Genomic DNA, 15,748 nt, shown 5'->3' on the forward strand with positions numbered 1-15,748 from the left:
TTTTTCTACATTCTTCCTTTTTCGCTTGCTCCTGCTCCAGTTCCTTTGTACTTACTGTCAGTGGTATTGAAACGGTATGATAGCGTAAGGCTTATGCATCTCGTGTCCATGTACGCCTTGCGGTCTACGGTCATGTAAGCCCCTTTGTATATTGCGCTGTTTCTGTACGTCTTGAACATGTCTGCAGCCTTGAGCCGCACGCTGAGTCTGTCTGCGAGGAATGTTTTGTGCATTGTCAAGGAGAGTTCGTGCCTTGCCCTGTTGTATGTGGTGATTTCGTTTCCGGCCGTTGTGCAGTCGTATCTGAGTGCCGCATGTATTCCTCCGGGGAGGTAGAACGTGTTTGAGAACTTGAACGTCCAGTATGGCTTGTTGAGCCGTGCTGTAATACCTTCTTGTGAAAGGTCGAATATCTGCCTGCTCATTCCTGCGCTGTATCTTGGATGCCATCTTCCTATTCTCTCCGAATATGTCAACATGATGTGCAGGTTCCTTCTTCTTTGAATGTTCACAGGTGTGTACAGTATTGCCTTTCCTCCGTATATCTGGTCAACCCATGCCACGTCGTTGTGCACGTCGGCATATGTGCACAGCATTGTGATACCCCCGTGCTGTGCCTCCAGCGAGAGCGTGTGTATCTTCGAGAATCGCAGCAGCGGGTTTCCTCCCTCGTAGATATGCTCGTCTTCGTACAGCCTGTTTCCCGTGAGGTTTTCGTATGCCGGTCTCTGCGTTCCCGTAGTGTATCCCATGCGGCACGAAGTTTTTCCTTTGGAATATCTCGCCGACAGCGCCGAAAACCATCCTGTTTATCTGGTGCTCTGCTCGTGGCTGAACCCCCCGAAGCGGTAGTACTGCGCCCCCGTATGCTCATATCTTATCCCCGCCGCTGCCGAGAAATCTCCCGCAGTGAGGTCGTATTCAGCAAACATGGCCGATGTGTTCTCTCTTATCTCGTCGTCTGAAATGGCCTCAATTCCCCCGCTACCGGTGAAAATGCTTCTTCTTATCGTTCTTACATGCTCTAATCCCACGCTTGCCTTTCCCTTATAACATGAATATGCCATCACGCTTTTGATAGCGAACATCCTTGTGCAGTTGTTGTTCAGCGAGTTTACCTCATACACTCCTTGTTTTTTCTCCACGTGTGCCCCGTTTCCGATCCTGTTGCGCGCATACACGAAGTCTGCGTCGAGGTCTATGTTTATCCTTCCCACAGTCCCGTTGTAGTACATGCATATCGTGGGCATGGTCTTTCCCTTTCGGTCTATCGACATTCTGTTGATGTATTTTTCGGCTGTACCTCCCTCCTGCCTTCCCTTTATTCTGCTGTTTCCCTGTCCTATGGAGTGCATGCGTCGTACGTGGCAGGTAATTCCGGCAGAGTGTGCGCTGCAAAATTCATAGTTTACACGGAACCTCCCGCCTAATTTCGATGTTCTGTCGTCGTAGCAGAGCATCGAGTTTTTCTCAACGATCCCCCTTATGTCCCAGTACGTGTCCTGCTCCTGCCTGCGGTGCAGCATCGAGCATGTCATGCTTCCCGACACGTCCAGTCCTCCCGTTCTGTAGTTCATGCTTGCATTCGCGTTCCCGCTTCCGAATCTTCCCATGCGTGCTTCGGTCTCGAAAGCACCGCTCCACCCCTCCCCCTTCTTCCTTCCCGTCCTGATTCTGATGCCCGCCGTCACCGCCGCTCCGTAGTGTGTTTCGGGGCTGGCAATCACCTCCACGTTGGCAATCTCTTCCGACTTGAGCAGCGTGAGCTCGTCCCTGTTGAGCACCTTCTTGTTGTTGATGTATATCACCGGTCTTCCCGCCCTTCCGAACACAGCGATGTGTCCGTCCTCAGCGGTGATGTCCGGCAGCATTCCCAGCACATCCTCGGCCGTCCCTGCATGACTCAGATTCGTTCCCTGCACCCCTGCCACGAGTCCTTCCTTTCCTATTCTGTATGCGGGCCTGTGGGCCTTTACGGTCACGTTTCTCACGGGTACCGTGCTTGTGCGCATCCTTATGGTCCCTACGGCTCCCACTTCTGCGGGATGGTACAGCGTCCTGTATCCCACGCAGCTCACCCTCATGAGTACTTGCGATCTGCTTGTCGGTATTACGAAGTCTCCGCTCTCGTTGCTCACCCCTCCGGTTACGAGGGTTGAATCCTCGGGATTGAGCAGCGCAATGTTTGCGTATATTACGGGCTGTGCGTACTGGTCTACGATCCTTCCGATGAGCCTCTTCCCTCCTTTCTGTGTGCATTCCACGAAAATGTTGCTCCCGCTGTCGTCGGTAATGATCCGTATGGGATAAAATCCCACCGCGTCTCGAATGGCTGCGGGAATGGTCTTGTTCTTGAAAGAGGTTGTTACCACGAAGTCTTCCAGTTCGTCGAATATGAAGCTGATGCGGTATTCGTCTGACTCTCGGTCTAATGTTTTGAGCACTTCTGCGAGCGATTCTCCCCTGAAGACGTGGCTTACTCGCTGCGGATGTGCCGTTATTGAACTCAGAATGATGTACAGGATGAGTGCTAACTTTTTCATTGTCTGCCTTTGTTTTTCAAGTGCTACCCCCGTTGTGTCACTCCACTACGATTGTATCCCCGGTGAGAGAAAGGCGTATGTTCTCGAAATGATTGAACAGAGCCACCACCTCTTCGATCGTCTGTCCGCTGTTCCATCTGAGATAAAGCCTTATTGCCCTTAGCTCCGGCCGTGCGTATCTCACTCCGACATGATATACCGAAGCCACGTCTCCGAGTATGTTCTCGAGCGTTTCGTCGTCGTATATGTACGGTCTTGGGCGAGTCATGGCCGTGCGCAGTGCCGTTCCCGCCGTGTCGTCGGGTGTGGCGTTGCAGGCTGTACGTACATCCTGTTCCGGCCTTCCCCCGCCGTCATGTGCGTCATTGTCCTTCCCTTTGGGATGAAGCATGGCGAAAGCCAGCACCGATACCACGGCCAGAGAGGCGACGGACCCCACCGCCACTCTCCATGCACTGCGCCGGTGCGTCACATGCGCTCGTCTGAAACGTCGCCATTCCCTCATGGCATCGGGCGTGTGGTCTTCCTTATTCACTTGCTCTGCTGCCATGGCACGTCGTACCTCGCAGAGCTTTTCGTAAAGTTCCCTGCACTCATCGTCTTCGAGAAGCTCGTCCTTGATGCTTTCAGGGAAGTCTTCCGGCCGTTCGATAAGCTGCAGTAGCCGTTCGAGTCTTGTGTTATCTTCCATAATATGGTGGATTGGTTTCTTATTCATTGTATGGTCTTGTTGTTGTCGCGGTGGCCTCTTCGGTGGCCTGAGAATTTTGCCCTCAGCTCCTTTAGTGCCTGAACGACGTGCTTGTTTACAGTCGAAACGCTTATTCCTAGCGCCTCTGCGATCTCACGGTAGCTTTGTCCTTCTCCGTAACGCATTCTCAGTATTCTCCCTGCCTGCGGTGTTAGGTCATGGTCTATGGCATTTAGAAGCTCTTCGATGCGCCTGTCTTCCTCGTCATCCGGCCCGACGACGTTCGACAGCTGCATTGGATACAGCTTCCTTAGTTTCTCGTCCCTTCCCTTCCGTGCGATCAGGTTGAGACACCTGTTTCGTACACATGAGAGCAGAAATGCGTGCTGCGTTTCCTTCTTTAGCGCCGTTCCCTCGTCCCACAGCCTTGCAAAAACCTCGCTTACAACGTCTCTGCTCTCCTCATAGTCTCGTAGGAAAGAGAATGCAAAGCGGTACATTGCGTCGTAATGACGTTTGAACATAAGGGCAAAGAGTTTCTCCTTGTGGTGCATAGGTTTTTTAAAGTAATACAAACAATGTGTTGAAATCATCACCCCTTCGTACCTAAAACCTCCCTTATTTAATACCTATTTTTTATTTCACGTTGAGTGGTACGCCGTGCGCAATTTCCGTATAAAGTTAAGACAATAATTCAGAATACAGCCAAGGAATAAGAACAAAATGAGACGAATGCCTCTGAAATGCTGACCGGTAAGCGTGTTTTCGAAAGAAATAGAAACCGGATAATAGTATAAAAACAGGAAAATATGTTTTTCCTGTCATTTGTTAATGTCTTTATAATTTGCTGTCAATCATTGTTATATGGTTATCTCAGAGATGACGGCATGACGGCATCGTTCTGTCAGAACTAATATTGCAGGCCTTATTATGATAAGGTAGTCTTTCGTACAACAGCAGTATATGTTCTTTTTCGCTATGCTCTATTATGGATAGATGATAGGTATACGGCTGTTAGAAAATAGGTGTAAGAAAGGAAAAAATTGTTTTTCTTACACCTGATATAAGTTAATAAAAGACAAATACTTTATTTTAAAGTTTTTTTCTTTTATTTCATTTTCAACGAAAATATTACAAACTCACGTTCACGCCCGCCATGAAAGTGGTCTTAGGCATGGGATATCCGTGGTTTATCTCGTAGCGTTGGGCCAGCAGATTCTCGCCTTTGAGCCATACATCTACATGCTTTTGCAGTTGATAAGTGGCCGTCAGGTTCCACAAAACGAAGCTCTCGCGCACCTCGCTCGGCGCCAATTGCGTAAACAATCCGGCAACGTATTGCACGCCGGTGTCTATCTTCCATCGGTGTCCGGTATATTTTGCGCCGCCGAAGAGCTTGTGTTCGGGTGCCGCAATGAGGTGATTGGCCATGTGGAGGGCGCTGTAGTTGGCCGTGAAATGCCATGCCGCCGAGGGCCGATAGCTGATATCGGCTTCCAGTCCGCGGTTGCTGATGCGCCCGGTGTTGATGTTTTGTGGTCCGCTCGGCCCCATAACGGTTTGAATGATGTTACTTCCACGAAGCACGAATAGGTTGAGCCCGTACGACAGATTGCTCTCGGGCAACCGTTGTCGGTAGCTTATTTCGTAATTCATCGCCCGTTCCGTTTGCAGTTCGGCATTGGCCGGTCGCCACATGTAAAGCTCTCTAAGCGTGGGATTGCGGTAACCTTTGCTCACTATGGCCTTGATCTCGGTGCCGTGGGGCAGATGTATGGCCACGCCACCCTGCGGAATGAACTCCGTTCCCACATGCTCCAAATGGTCTATGCGCAGACCTGCATCGAGCGTGAGCCATGCCCATAGCGGCTGTCGCAAGTCGATGTAGCCGGCGAAATCGTTCTGTGTACGGTCGACGATGGGCGTGCCGTCGGCTCCGGTAGCTATGTTTTGGTTCCACGCTTTGCCCCCGTAACGCCGATAATCGCCCCCGATGGTGAGCCAATTGCCGGCAAAGAGAGACGTAGTTTGATAAATCGAGAGGCCCATCATAAGGTCGTTAGAGCGGAAATATTGCGTTCTGGGCGCGGCAGAAGGTGCATGTCCGTCGTTTATCTTGTGCCTCCCGAAGTTATAGTACAGGCTCACGGCGCCCGAAGTGACGGCATAACGGTTCTCCACATGGGCCGACAAAGCCCCGCGGGTTATCCATTGGCGGGCATCGAGCAGGGGAGACTGCACGGCTCCTGCGTACGAAGCGTTGAAATGAGTGATGTTGGCGTCGGCCGTGGCCTGCCAGTGCGCGGCAAGTCGATAGCCCAGTTTAAGGTAGCCGCCATACTGCTCGAAACCCATGTGCGGGCGGTGCCCGTCGGTTCGGTCGTAGCGCAAAGCGAGTGCTGAGGCAAACCTACCCGCACGGATGCGATTGCTCAACCCGCTTTGCAGTGTGCCGTAAGAGCCCGCACCTATATTTATTTCGGTGCTCATGCCGTCGGTTGGCATCTTTCGGGTAATGATGTTCATCACTCCACCCATAGCATTAGAGCCGTAAAGCACGGATGCCGGCCCGCGCAACACTTCCACGCGTTCGGCCAACATGGTTTGGTAAGCGTCGGCAATGGCATGCCCGAAGAGGCCCATATACTGCGGCTGACCGTCGATAAGCACCAAGAAACGCCCCTGACTGCTACTCATACCGCGCACAGATATGCCTCCTGCTGCGCCATCGCTCACACCATAACCCATGATGCCACGCGAGGTAACGAAAAGACCGGGCACCTCTTCCGACAGCGTGGGCAGCATCGACGGACGATAAGCGGCCGTTAGCGCGACTCTATCCACCACACTCACCGTTGTCGGCAGATGGCGGATACTTACAGCGTTGCGCGTGCCTGTTACTACTACATTGTCGAGTTGGTGGCTCAAGGTATCGTTTTGTGCGAGCACGGCAGCAGGTATCAGCACCGTTGCCGCGAGGATGTGGCGCAGGTTCATCGCTTGTCTATGTCGATAATGCGGTAGTTCTTGGTACCCAGTCCGATGTGTTCGCCCCAGTCGATAGTGTGGGTTCCGTGGCGTGAGTCGATGCGTTCTACGAGCGGTTTGTTATCGTTATCGGGCGTAGCAACCATCTTATTCACGATATCTACGCATGCCTGATCGAGCGCTACGGGATCGGTAGAGGCCAGAATGCCGTAGTCTTTCAGTTTCACAGGTTCGGGATGTGCCACGCAGTCGCAGTCTACGCTCATGTTCATCATTACGTTGATGTAGATAATGTTCTTGCCCTTGTCGAAATAGTCGCTCACTGCTTGTGCGGCGGCAGCCATGCTTTCGAGGAATACGTCCTGCTCGGCGATGTTCTGCCACAGCCCTTCAGGCGTCTCGATTTTACCACCCGAGTGAATATAAGCCTTGCCATTGGGCGATGCAACGCCTATGCTTTGGTTCTTGATTGCACCACCGAAGCCTCCCATGGGGTGCCCCTTGAAGTGCGCAAGGTTTATCATAAAATCGTAATTGGCAAGGTGCGCCCCCACAATGTCGTACTTGATGTGCGAACTGTCGCGCACCGGAATACGCATATCTCCGCCGTCATCGAGCAGATCAACCTTGAACAATTTGTCGAAACCGTGGTTATGAATTACCTTACGGTGGCTCTCCGGCGTGTTCCGGTCGCCCGGGTATGCGGTACAGCACTCAACGATAGTGCCATGCACTTTATCTACCAGTTGCTGTATGAGTTCCGGTTTCAGATAGTTGGGATTGGTTCCTTCGCCCGTACTTATTTTGACTGCCACGCGTCCATGGGCTTTTACGCCCAGTGCGTCGTAGATTTTAACGAGCGATTTCGGTGTGATTTCGCGCGTCATGTAGACTTTTGATTGTGCGAAGGCGCATGCACCGATGGCAATAGCCCACGCCATAAACAGTATTCTTTTCATTTTCTGTTGGTTTTAATTAATAATTCTACAGATGCAAAAATAGGTAAAAACGGCTGCAATCCATCACCATTTTTACCTATTTAATTATACATATTACGGTTTATGCACCATATCTTCGGTCCCTATCTCCATAAACCGCCACTGATGTTTGCGCATGTCGGCACAGCCGTTAGGTTTGAATGTCACGCCTTCTGCCTCGAGTAAAAGCCGCTGTTCGGCCCAATGCGGGGCACAACGCCCACTGCTGTTGACCACACGGTGGCAGGGCAAGTGTTGCGAGTAGGGCGCCTGATGTAGCACATGGCCCGCCAAACGGGCGTTCTGCGGACGACCTACGAGCATCGCAATCTGTCCGTAAGTAATTAGTTTGCCGCGCGGAACGGCCGCCACCACGCTGTAAACGTCCTGTCGAAAGGTCTCGAGATCGAGTTTCATACGTTATCCAACGATCCACTTGCTACCGGGCAAATACGACAGCAGTTTAATAGTAAGCATACTGCACAGGTATGTAAGCACGGCAATTACGGGGATGGCCGCATATACAGGGATGATCGGGCGCGCCGGATTGCCGTTTACAAACACGGCGGCAATAGGGGCAAGGAACATCAGGTGCACGAGATACATGCCGTAAGTGAGCTTCGAAATGCCGGTGACGAGCCGCGGAGCGTGCTTACTTCTTATGCATGTGAAGAGTAGGAAGGCTCCGAAAGTGGCACAGAGCACGTTCGGCGTGCAGAATTCCCACGACCATTCCAGCATAGGAGTTTCGATAAGTCGCCCCGGAGTGCCCATTATCCAGAACGACCATGCCGTGAATGCAGCGCCAAGCACGAAGCATATTGTGCCTATGAGCAGGCGCTTGCGGCGTTCCCACTGCAGATGAACGCGAATATAGTGTGCCAATACCAAGTAACCTAAGTAGCCCGAGCAATACCAAAGCATAGAAAATTGGTTCCAAAAGCATTCGCCCCATAACTCTTTACTGACGAATCGATGGAGCCACGGCACCAGTGTAGAGAAAGCGAATAGTGCGATGAAGATGCGTTCGTCTTTGGCCGAAGCGCGTTCGAGCCACGGAGAAACTACGGGAATGATGAGATAAAGACTGATTAGAGGATACATGAACCACAGATGGCCGGCCATAGAAGGAAAGTTGAACGGCAGTCGAGCAAGGTCGCTTATGGATTGTTCCCATGTCATACCGCCCCACAGCAGGGGCAAGAAGGTATAAGCAAGCATGAAAAACACCAGTGGCGGCAGTATCCGCATGAAACGGTGTCGGTAGAAGGCGGCCATGCTGACGCCTTGCCTCATGGGCACCAGCAGAAATGCAGATACTACCATGAATAGCGGAACGCACGTGCGAGCCACACCACCATCGTAGAATGCCGCCCAAAAGCGGTTAGCCTCGTTGGCCAACATAGATACGTTACCGGCCAATCCCGAGGCATCTGCCGCATAAAAGTTCTCGCTTGAGTGGACGAGCATTACCATGAAACAGGCTATCACCCGTATGTAATCCACAAATACAATTCTTTCTTTTTTTGTTTTCATCGGTTTAATTATGAATGTTGTATGTATGTTTATGCATAGTAATCATTTTCTTTCGATAGCAGGGATGATACTTCAAGCCAGACTCTTTGTATATTCTCATTCTCATAAATTCCCTGTAAATCGATGTCGTATTCATCGTTTTTCCTTTATGTTATTTTACTTTTTACTGATTAAAAACAGTGCAAACCAAGCGTAGTCAAGCCTGTTTGAAGTTTCCAAGGTGCCGTATATTTTCTACAAAGATATGGTGTAATATCGAAAAACACGAATAATACTACAATAATTTGCAGTGTACAGACGGCTGTAATTTAAGGTATTATGGTAAAAAGAGGAATGTTTTCCTTTGATATTCCGTTTTTTATACGTACCTTTGTGCGCCATTAAAATACGTTGTTTATTTTATATGTTAAGTTTATGACAGGCAGTTGCCGATTTTGGAAATATCGGCTTACGGTAATTATCTCACGGTTCGGATAATGAACATTACCTGTTTCTGAATCGCTAAAGACAAATCAAAATATGAAGAAATGCTACTATTGTAGAAACATGTTGCTCATACTGTGCTGTGCGGCAACCGTTTCGTTGTGGGCAAACCCCATTGATAAAGACGATGCAAAGCGCATTGCGGCGAAGTATCTTGCACATCCGAAGCTGCAGCAAAAGCGATATTTTACAAGAGGATCGGCAGGAAACGAGCCGCCGGCCTACTATCTGTTCAACAATGCCGATGGCAATGGCTTTGTTGTAGTGTCGGGCGAAGACCGATTGAATGAAGTTGTAGGCTACGGAGACCATGCCTCTGTAACCGGCAGAGAGATGCCCGAACAGCTGCAGGCACTGCTGTCGTCTTATACGCAGGTCGTGGATGCCGTGCGTAGCGGTAAGATACAACCTGCCAAACAGCAGCCTCTTGCCTATGCAAAGGTAGCACCATTGATACGAACCCGTTGGGGGCAACGCGGTCCGTATGCCCTTTATACACCGAAAGACGGCGGGAGTCATACACTTACAGGTTGTGTTGCAACGGCCATTGCGCAGGTTATGTATTATCATAATTGGCCTCTCAGGCGTCCTAAGTCGCATCCCGTTGTTAAACAGGAGTTGGCCCAACTGCAAGAAAACTATCTGTGGAGCGAGATGAAACGCACTTATTATCAGGCCGAAAACGATATGAGTGTTTCGGCTGTTGCTACATTAATGCGAGACATCGGGCACTATGTAGGCATGACGTATAGCCTATCCGGCAGCGGTGCTTATGTATCGAACGCCGCATATGCCGTTAGGGATAGTTTCGATTATTCTGTAAGCTATCTGCAAAAGAATACGCTTCCGGCGGGAGAATACAGGCAGTCTATCATGAATGAATTGGCTAAAGGTTACCCCGTTTTAGCATCCGGAGGAAGCCATGCATGGGTGTTTGACGGTTATGATGAGAATGGTTATCTGCATTGCAACTTCGGTTGGAACGGATATTATGATGGGTATTTCGACGTTAATACCATCAGTCTTGCCCAAGTGGGCGACGGTGGAAGCGACGGATTGTATTGGATTATGCAAGAAGCAATACTCATGCATCCCAATAATAGCATGCATGAACGCTTCGAACACACTTCGAACAAGTTGGCTTTATACGGCAACGGGCGGCTCTATTTCGATAGAACAACAGTAAAACGTAATGAACATCTTACCGCTAACCTGCATAATGTGTGCGTTAAGGGATTGGCCGAACGCCAAACAAACCTATTTACCGGCAACGTGGGATTGGGCATTTATGACAGCAAGGGAAAACAGTTAAAGGTAATACCCAGCCCTAATGCCGATAGAGAGTTGACCGGCTATTCGCAATTGATAAGCATTTCGGATTGGGATATTGACCTGACTGAGCTGGATAACGGTGAGTATAATATTGTTCCGATGGGCAGAGAACTCCTGAAAAAGCCTGACGTTTATGTCGATTGGCAACCCATAGACGAGCGGTATGCGGTGAGGGTGGTACTCACGCAAGATGAGATCGTGGTCGGTGGAAATAACGGGCGGCCCGCTCTCAGCATGGTTAAACAACCCGAAGTGCTTACTCCTTTATACGAAAACATAAGTACATCGGGCTCTGTTATGCTGCATGTAAACAATCCGACTGCACTTGAAATTAGGGGTAAACTGCATGTTTGTTTCAAACGTATCGACAAATCGGAGACTTACACGGCCGTTATAGGGGGTAAAAACGTGGTGGCCGAGAAACTTGGAACCACCGAATGGCTCGTCTCTTTGCCCACTTCGTATATGAAAGATAATGCGTTTACTTCGCTTCCTGCAGGTAAATATTACCTTTCTTTCTATGTAGAATACCAAGATATACAGGGGCAGACACTCAATATTGATATAGAGAACGACCGGCAATTCCAGATAGAAGTGCTTTCGCAACCCACAAACAGCCTCGTCAGCATTAAACAATTGTATTATCGTATAGGTGAATCTGTAACGTTCAAACAAGTGTTCGACATCGATACTCCCGATGCCTTTAGCTTTGCCGTGGCTGCTGAAACAATTGCAAACGCAGGCTCTTCCGGTTACAACGGGAAGCTCTATTATCGGTTGCAAGACCTTGCAGACGGCTCATCCGTAGAGGCCGGCAGTGCAGATAACGTATGGTTCCCTTTGAATACAGGCAATGACATACCGAAAACCGTGGTTTATTTCGATCTTTCGAAGCTCAAAGAGGGGCATAATTACGAGGTTTATGTAGAGATAGAAGTAAACGGCAAGCGCATTGATGTGTGGAACAACCACAGCCGGCGCAGGCAGTTGTCTGTCGTAAAGCAGGGCGGTACCACGGCTATCGACGATATCACCGTGCCCAAGAAAGCAAAGACAATTGTTTATAACCTGCAAGGCATGCGTATCGACCAGCCCGTAGATCGTTTGCCCAAGGGCCTTTATATTATCGATGGCAAGAAGACTGTTATCCGTTGACATGCCGTATATGTTCGTTAGGGTGCCTATGTAATGCGTTTAGAAGGCCCCTCTGTCGCAGACAGGAATAAAAAATAATCTGTTAAGCAATCAAGAGTGAAAGGGATAGGATAGTTATCGGGAGCAAAAAAGTTAAGCCGTTAAGAAATTGAGCCCTTAGTTGTATAACTTGAGAATTATCAGCCTAACGCCTTTGCTCCCGATAATTTTACTCCTTAAAAACAATAAACAAAACAGTAAATGAGAAGATTTGTATTACTTGCGTTAACCGTTTTATTGGCGTCGGCGCTCCATGCACAGGCCCGATTGCCTAAGGTTACGTTGAAAAACACCGATGGCAAGAGCGTGCAGACAGACACTCTGTCTAACAATGGGCGGCCCGTTATCGTTTCTTTCTTTGCCACATGGTGCAAACCTTGCAACCGTGAATTGAACGCAATTCATGAGGTTTACGACGATTGGCAGCAGGAAACGGGCGTACGGCTCGTAGCTGTATCGATAGATCAGGCACAGAATGTGAACAAAGTAAAGCCCATGGTAGACGAATACGGGTGGACTTACGAGGTGTTGCTCGATACAAACGGCGACTTTAAACGATCGCTCGGCGTACAGATGATACCCTATGTGCTGGTGCTCGACGGTAAAGGCAACATCGTTTATAAGCACAACGGATACGCCGATGGGGCCGAAACGGAGTTGTTCGAAAAGGTAAAAGAGGCTGCCGGCCGGTAACTGTATTGCAGAATGAAGAGATGTTTATTCCTTTTTTCCGTGGCGATCGTTGTCGCTGCAGCGGCCTCAGCACAAGACGATAAAGACCGTATAAGGGTTTCGGGCAGTGTGCAGAGCGATGTTCTTCTGCCGCAGAACGACGAGAAAACGGGCGCGCGAAAGACCTCGGGCGACTTGCTTACCAATACTTATGCCGATGTCAATGCCACGAGCAAGTATGTAGATGCAGGCTTGAGGTTTCAGTATACGGAGCATCCGCTGCCCGGATATGAGAACGACTTCAAGGGTTGGGGCGTGCCATACTTCTATCTTAAAGGGCGTTACAAGACCGCCGAACTCACTTTGGGCAGCTTTTACGAGCAATTCGGCTCGGGGTTTATCCTTCGTACATATGAGGAACGAAGCCTCGGCATAGACAATTCGTTGCTCGGAGGTCGACTTCTATACTGCCCGTTCAAGGGGGTTAATCTTAAAATGCTTGCCGGTAAGCAGCGTCGTTACTGGTCTTATAACCGCGCACTCGTATCGGGTGCCGACGTTGAACTGAACTTGGACGAGTGGAGCAGTGCCCTCCGAGAGGGGCAAACCTATATTACCGTGGGCGTTTCTTATGTAAACAAGCACGAGCAGGACGAGGATATAATGGCAGATGCCACGCATCGTTTGCGCCTTCCGCACTATGTCAATGCCTTCGACATACGAGCCCGAGTGCAGCATGGCGGACTGAATATCCTCGCTGAATATGCCTTCAAAACCCAAGACCCGTCGTTCGATAACGGCTTTGTTTACCGTAACGGCTACGTTACAATGCTCTCCGGTTCGTATTCCAAACGGGGTATGAGCTTGCTGTTGCAGGCAAAAAGGAGCGTCAACATGTCGTTCCGCAGCCGGCGCAGCATGTCGGGAACGTCGTCGTTCATAAACCATTTGCCCGCTTTTACGCCCGAACACACCTATGCTTTGGCCGCTCTGTACCCATATGCCACGCGACCTGACGGCGAATGGGCTTATCAGTGTGCCCTCGGTTACAGGTTTCCGAAGCACACAGCCCTTGGGGGCAGCTACGGAACAGATGTGAAGTTGAACTTCTCGCACGTGCATTCGATCCGCCAAGACAACGTGGGCGGCAAGGGTACCGATGGCTACGGATCGGCTTTCTGGGGCTGGGGAGCAGACACATACTATCAAGACATCGACGTTCAGATGGAGAAACGGCTCACAAAGACCGTAAAGCTGAACCTGATGTACATGAACCAACGCTACAACAAAACGGCCGTAGAGGGCGAAGGAGGTATGGTTCGGTCGAACATATTCGTGGCCGACGTGAAGTATAGACTTGCTCCCAAGGCCACGCTCAGGGCCGAGGCACAGTACTTATCTACCAGAGACGACGACGGCGAATGGCTTTTCGGGCTGGTTGAAGTGTCGCTTGCACCCTGTTGGATGTTCACCCTGTCCGATATGTACAACAGCGGCAAAACCGATATTCATTATTACCAAGGTTTCGTTACCTACCTTCGAGGCGCTCATCGCCTGCAATTCGGCTACGGCAGAACGCGTGCCGGTTACAACTGTTCGGGCGGTGTGTGCCGTTACATTCCGGCAAGTAAGGGCGTAACAGTATCGTATAACTATAATTTCTGACGTGTGATGAAAAAGATATTCATGGCTATTGCCGGCATTGCGGCTATGCTGTCGGCCTGCGACAATGTAGACTCAAACGACCGACTTATATATGTTCCGCCTGCTGCAGTGGGCAGATGTGTGCTTATAGAGGACTTTACGGGGCAGAAATGTCTTAACTGTCCGCGTGCTGCCGAGGTCATAGAGCAGCTGCAGAAGCAATACGGAGCCGACACGGTGATAGCCGTTGCCATACACGCGGGGCCGCTCAGTGTGGGCAAGAAGGCTGGGGCGACCGGACTACGCACGGCCACCGGCGACCTTTATTATAAGCACTGGAAGATAGACAGTCAGCCTTCGGGACTGGTAAACCGCAGGGGCAAGCCCTCTAACGATACCCGATGGCCGTCCTTGGTGTACCAAGAAATACAGCAAAAGGCCGCAGTGAGCATTAAATTAGCTGTAGAATACGATGCACAGACGCGCACTTCGAACATAAAAGCTACCGTGAATACGCTCGGTAAAAGCCTTTCGGGCAGGCTTCAATTGTGGGTGTTGGAAGACAATATCAAGGCTGCACAGCGCATGCCCGATGGAAATTATAACAACAGTTATGTGCACAACCATGTGTTCCGCGCGGCTGTAAACGGCGTGTGGGGCGATGATATCCGCATAGACAAGGATGCCTACGTGCAGAAGGAGTACATGTGTAAGCTCGAAGAAGGCTGGGATGCCGCCCGCGTATCTATCGTTGCGTTCGTGTACACCGACAGCGAAGGGGTGTTGCAGGCAACGCGCAAGGCGGTTGTGAAGTAGTTCCGGCAGTTATACGGTTAGAGAGTTGAGGGGCTGAGCCGACAGTTTTCGAGCTGTAAAGCTAATGGCTTAATGGTTTAACTCCATAACTTCTTAATAACATACCTGCCTGCTCAACTTCTTAATTCCTAATAACTTAACATCTATAAATATATAACTAATCAATAAAACAATAAATTTATGAAAAGAACATTTACGCTTTTTTATTCGTTGATGCTGGGGGCATCGGTCTTATTCGCACAAACCGACGGAACTTTCGAGTTCGTAGATGTTAACCGTAATGTGGTAAAAGACGGAGCGACGGTTACGGTTAACAAAGTTGAAACCGGCCAATGGGGAGAAGAGATGATGAATTCGGGACTGTTCATACGTAACACTTCGAGTGCTGCGCAACGGGTTATCTTGTCTTGCGATGTGCTGGAAATTACGGAAGGCGAACTGGATGTGTGCTTTCCTTCGGAGTGCAAGCAATTGCAAAGCGTGGGTAATTATACCACAGAAGCTGCTTCTATAGAGCCTAATATGCCCAAAGGAACGTCTATCAGTACGGAGTTTTTTCCCGAAAATGGCGCACGTTGCACTGCAAAGCTGCAGCTGTTCACCGCTAAGGAGGAGAATGGAGAGTGGGTAAAGGACAAATCCGGACCTGCAGTTACACTTGTTTTCGACCGGAATGCCACCGGCATAGCCCACGTGGCCGAAGCAGAGAAGACCGTATCTTACAACGTGTACGATGCGCAGGGCTGCCTCGTAGGCAAGAACCTGTCCACGCTGAAGGGGCTTAGAAAGGGCACCTATGTTGTTCGGAAGGTAGGTGTAAACGGCATGGTAAGTACTTCTAAGCACGTTATACCTTAAATGTAAATACGCTA

At 49.9% G+C, this 15,748-nt stretch carries 14 protein-coding genes; 6 read left to right on the forward strand and 8 right to left on the reverse strand.

The window, feature by feature from the left end:
- Positions 1–5: 5 nt before the first annotated feature.
- Together BN3912_RS12355 and BN3912_RS12360 are read right to left on the reverse strand one after the other, a co-directional pair.
- Entirely contained in the window at positions 6–752 is a 747-nt protein-coding gene (locus BN3912_RS12355) for an outer membrane beta-barrel protein (protein WP_064972240.1), read from the reverse strand.
- 57 nt (positions 753–809) lie between these two features.
- Complete coding sequence (locus BN3912_RS12360) at positions 810–1,922, reverse strand: TonB-dependent receptor (protein ID WP_230204600.1); 1,113 nt, start codon at positions 1,920–1,922, stop codon at positions 810–812.
- A 94-nt stretch (positions 1,923–2,016) separates the two neighbouring features.
- Between BN3912_RS12360 and BN3912_RS12365 the strand changes: the two genes are divergently transcribed.
- The gene (locus BN3912_RS12365; protein ID WP_230204602.1) at positions 2,017–2,310 is read left to right on the forward strand and encodes a hypothetical protein; all 294 of its coding nucleotides are present in this window, start codon (positions 2,017–2,019) and stop codon (positions 2,308–2,310) included.
- A 270-nt stretch (positions 2,311–2,580) separates the two neighbouring features.
- Here BN3912_RS12365 and BN3912_RS00520 read toward each other — a convergent pair whose 3' ends face one another.
- The 6 genes from BN3912_RS00520 to BN3912_RS00545 form a co-directional block, all read right to left on the reverse strand.
- Complete coding sequence (locus tag BN3912_RS00520) at positions 2,581–3,261, reverse strand: DUF4974 domain-containing protein (protein WP_064972242.1); 681 nt, start codon at positions 3,259–3,261, stop codon at positions 2,581–2,583.
- Positions 3,258–3,827, reverse strand: a complete 570-nt coding sequence (locus BN3912_RS00525; RefSeq protein WP_230204604.1) for a sigma-70 family RNA polymerase sigma factor — start codon at positions 3,825–3,827, stop codon at positions 3,258–3,260. The genes BN3912_RS00520 and BN3912_RS00525 overlap by 4 nt, the downstream gene beginning before the upstream one ends.
- A 538-nt stretch (positions 3,828–4,365) precedes the next feature.
- Positions 4,366–6,231, reverse strand: a complete 1,866-nt coding sequence (locus BN3912_RS00530; protein ID WP_004368030.1) for a TonB-dependent receptor — start codon at positions 6,229–6,231, stop codon at positions 4,366–4,368.
- Positions 6,228–7,181: a DUF362 domain-containing protein gene (locus BN3912_RS00535; protein ID WP_004368031.1), complete on the reverse strand. Its 954-nt coding sequence runs from the start codon at positions 7,179–7,181 to the stop codon at positions 6,228–6,230. The genes BN3912_RS00530 and BN3912_RS00535 overlap by 4 nt, the downstream gene beginning before the upstream one ends.
- 93 nt (positions 7,182–7,274) lie before the next feature.
- Positions 7,275–7,616, reverse strand: a complete 342-nt coding sequence (locus BN3912_RS00540) for an MGMT family protein (protein WP_004368033.1) — start codon at positions 7,614–7,616, stop codon at positions 7,275–7,277.
- A 3-nt stretch (positions 7,617–7,619) separates the two neighbouring features.
- The gene (locus tag BN3912_RS00545) at positions 7,620–8,735 is read right to left on the reverse strand and encodes an acyltransferase (RefSeq protein WP_004368036.1); all 1,116 of its coding nucleotides are present in this window, start codon (positions 8,733–8,735) and stop codon (positions 7,620–7,622) included.
- Between the two features lie 519 nt (positions 8,736–9,254).
- Between BN3912_RS00545 and BN3912_RS00550 the strand changes: the two genes are divergently transcribed.
- From BN3912_RS00550 to BN3912_RS00570, 5 genes are all read left to right on the forward strand, one after another.
- Positions 9,255–11,705 carry a C10 family peptidase gene (locus BN3912_RS00550; RefSeq protein ID WP_023984375.1) on the forward strand — a complete coding sequence of 817 codons (2,451 nt, stop codon included), beginning with the start codon at positions 9,255–9,257 and terminating at the stop codon, positions 11,703–11,705.
- 240 nt (positions 11,706–11,945) lie between these two features.
- Complete coding sequence (locus tag BN3912_RS00555) at positions 11,946–12,437, forward strand: TlpA family protein disulfide reductase (protein WP_004368043.1); 492 nt, start codon at positions 11,946–11,948, stop codon at positions 12,435–12,437.
- A 12-nt stretch (positions 12,438–12,449) separates the two neighbouring features.
- Positions 12,450–14,081 (forward strand): DUF6029 family protein, encoded by a 1,632-nt coding sequence (locus tag BN3912_RS00560; protein ID WP_023984376.1) that lies wholly within the window; start codon positions 12,450–12,452, stop codon positions 14,079–14,081.
- A 6-nt stretch (positions 14,082–14,087) separates the two neighbouring features.
- Positions 14,088–14,876, forward strand: a complete 789-nt coding sequence (locus BN3912_RS00565) for an Omp28 family outer membrane lipoprotein (RefSeq protein WP_023984377.1) — start codon at positions 14,088–14,090, stop codon at positions 14,874–14,876.
- 180 nt (positions 14,877–15,056) lie between these two features.
- Positions 15,057–15,734 (forward strand): hypothetical protein, encoded by a 678-nt coding sequence (locus BN3912_RS00570; protein ID WP_064972243.1) that lies wholly within the window; start codon positions 15,057–15,059, stop codon positions 15,732–15,734.
- The last annotated feature ends 14 nt before the right edge of the window (positions 15,735–15,748 follow it).

Origin of the sequence: Prevotella phocaeensis (assembly GCF_900065875.1) — a bacterium.
GTDB lineage: Bacteria > Bacteroidota > Bacteroidia > Bacteroidales > Bacteroidaceae > Prevotella > Prevotella phocaeensis.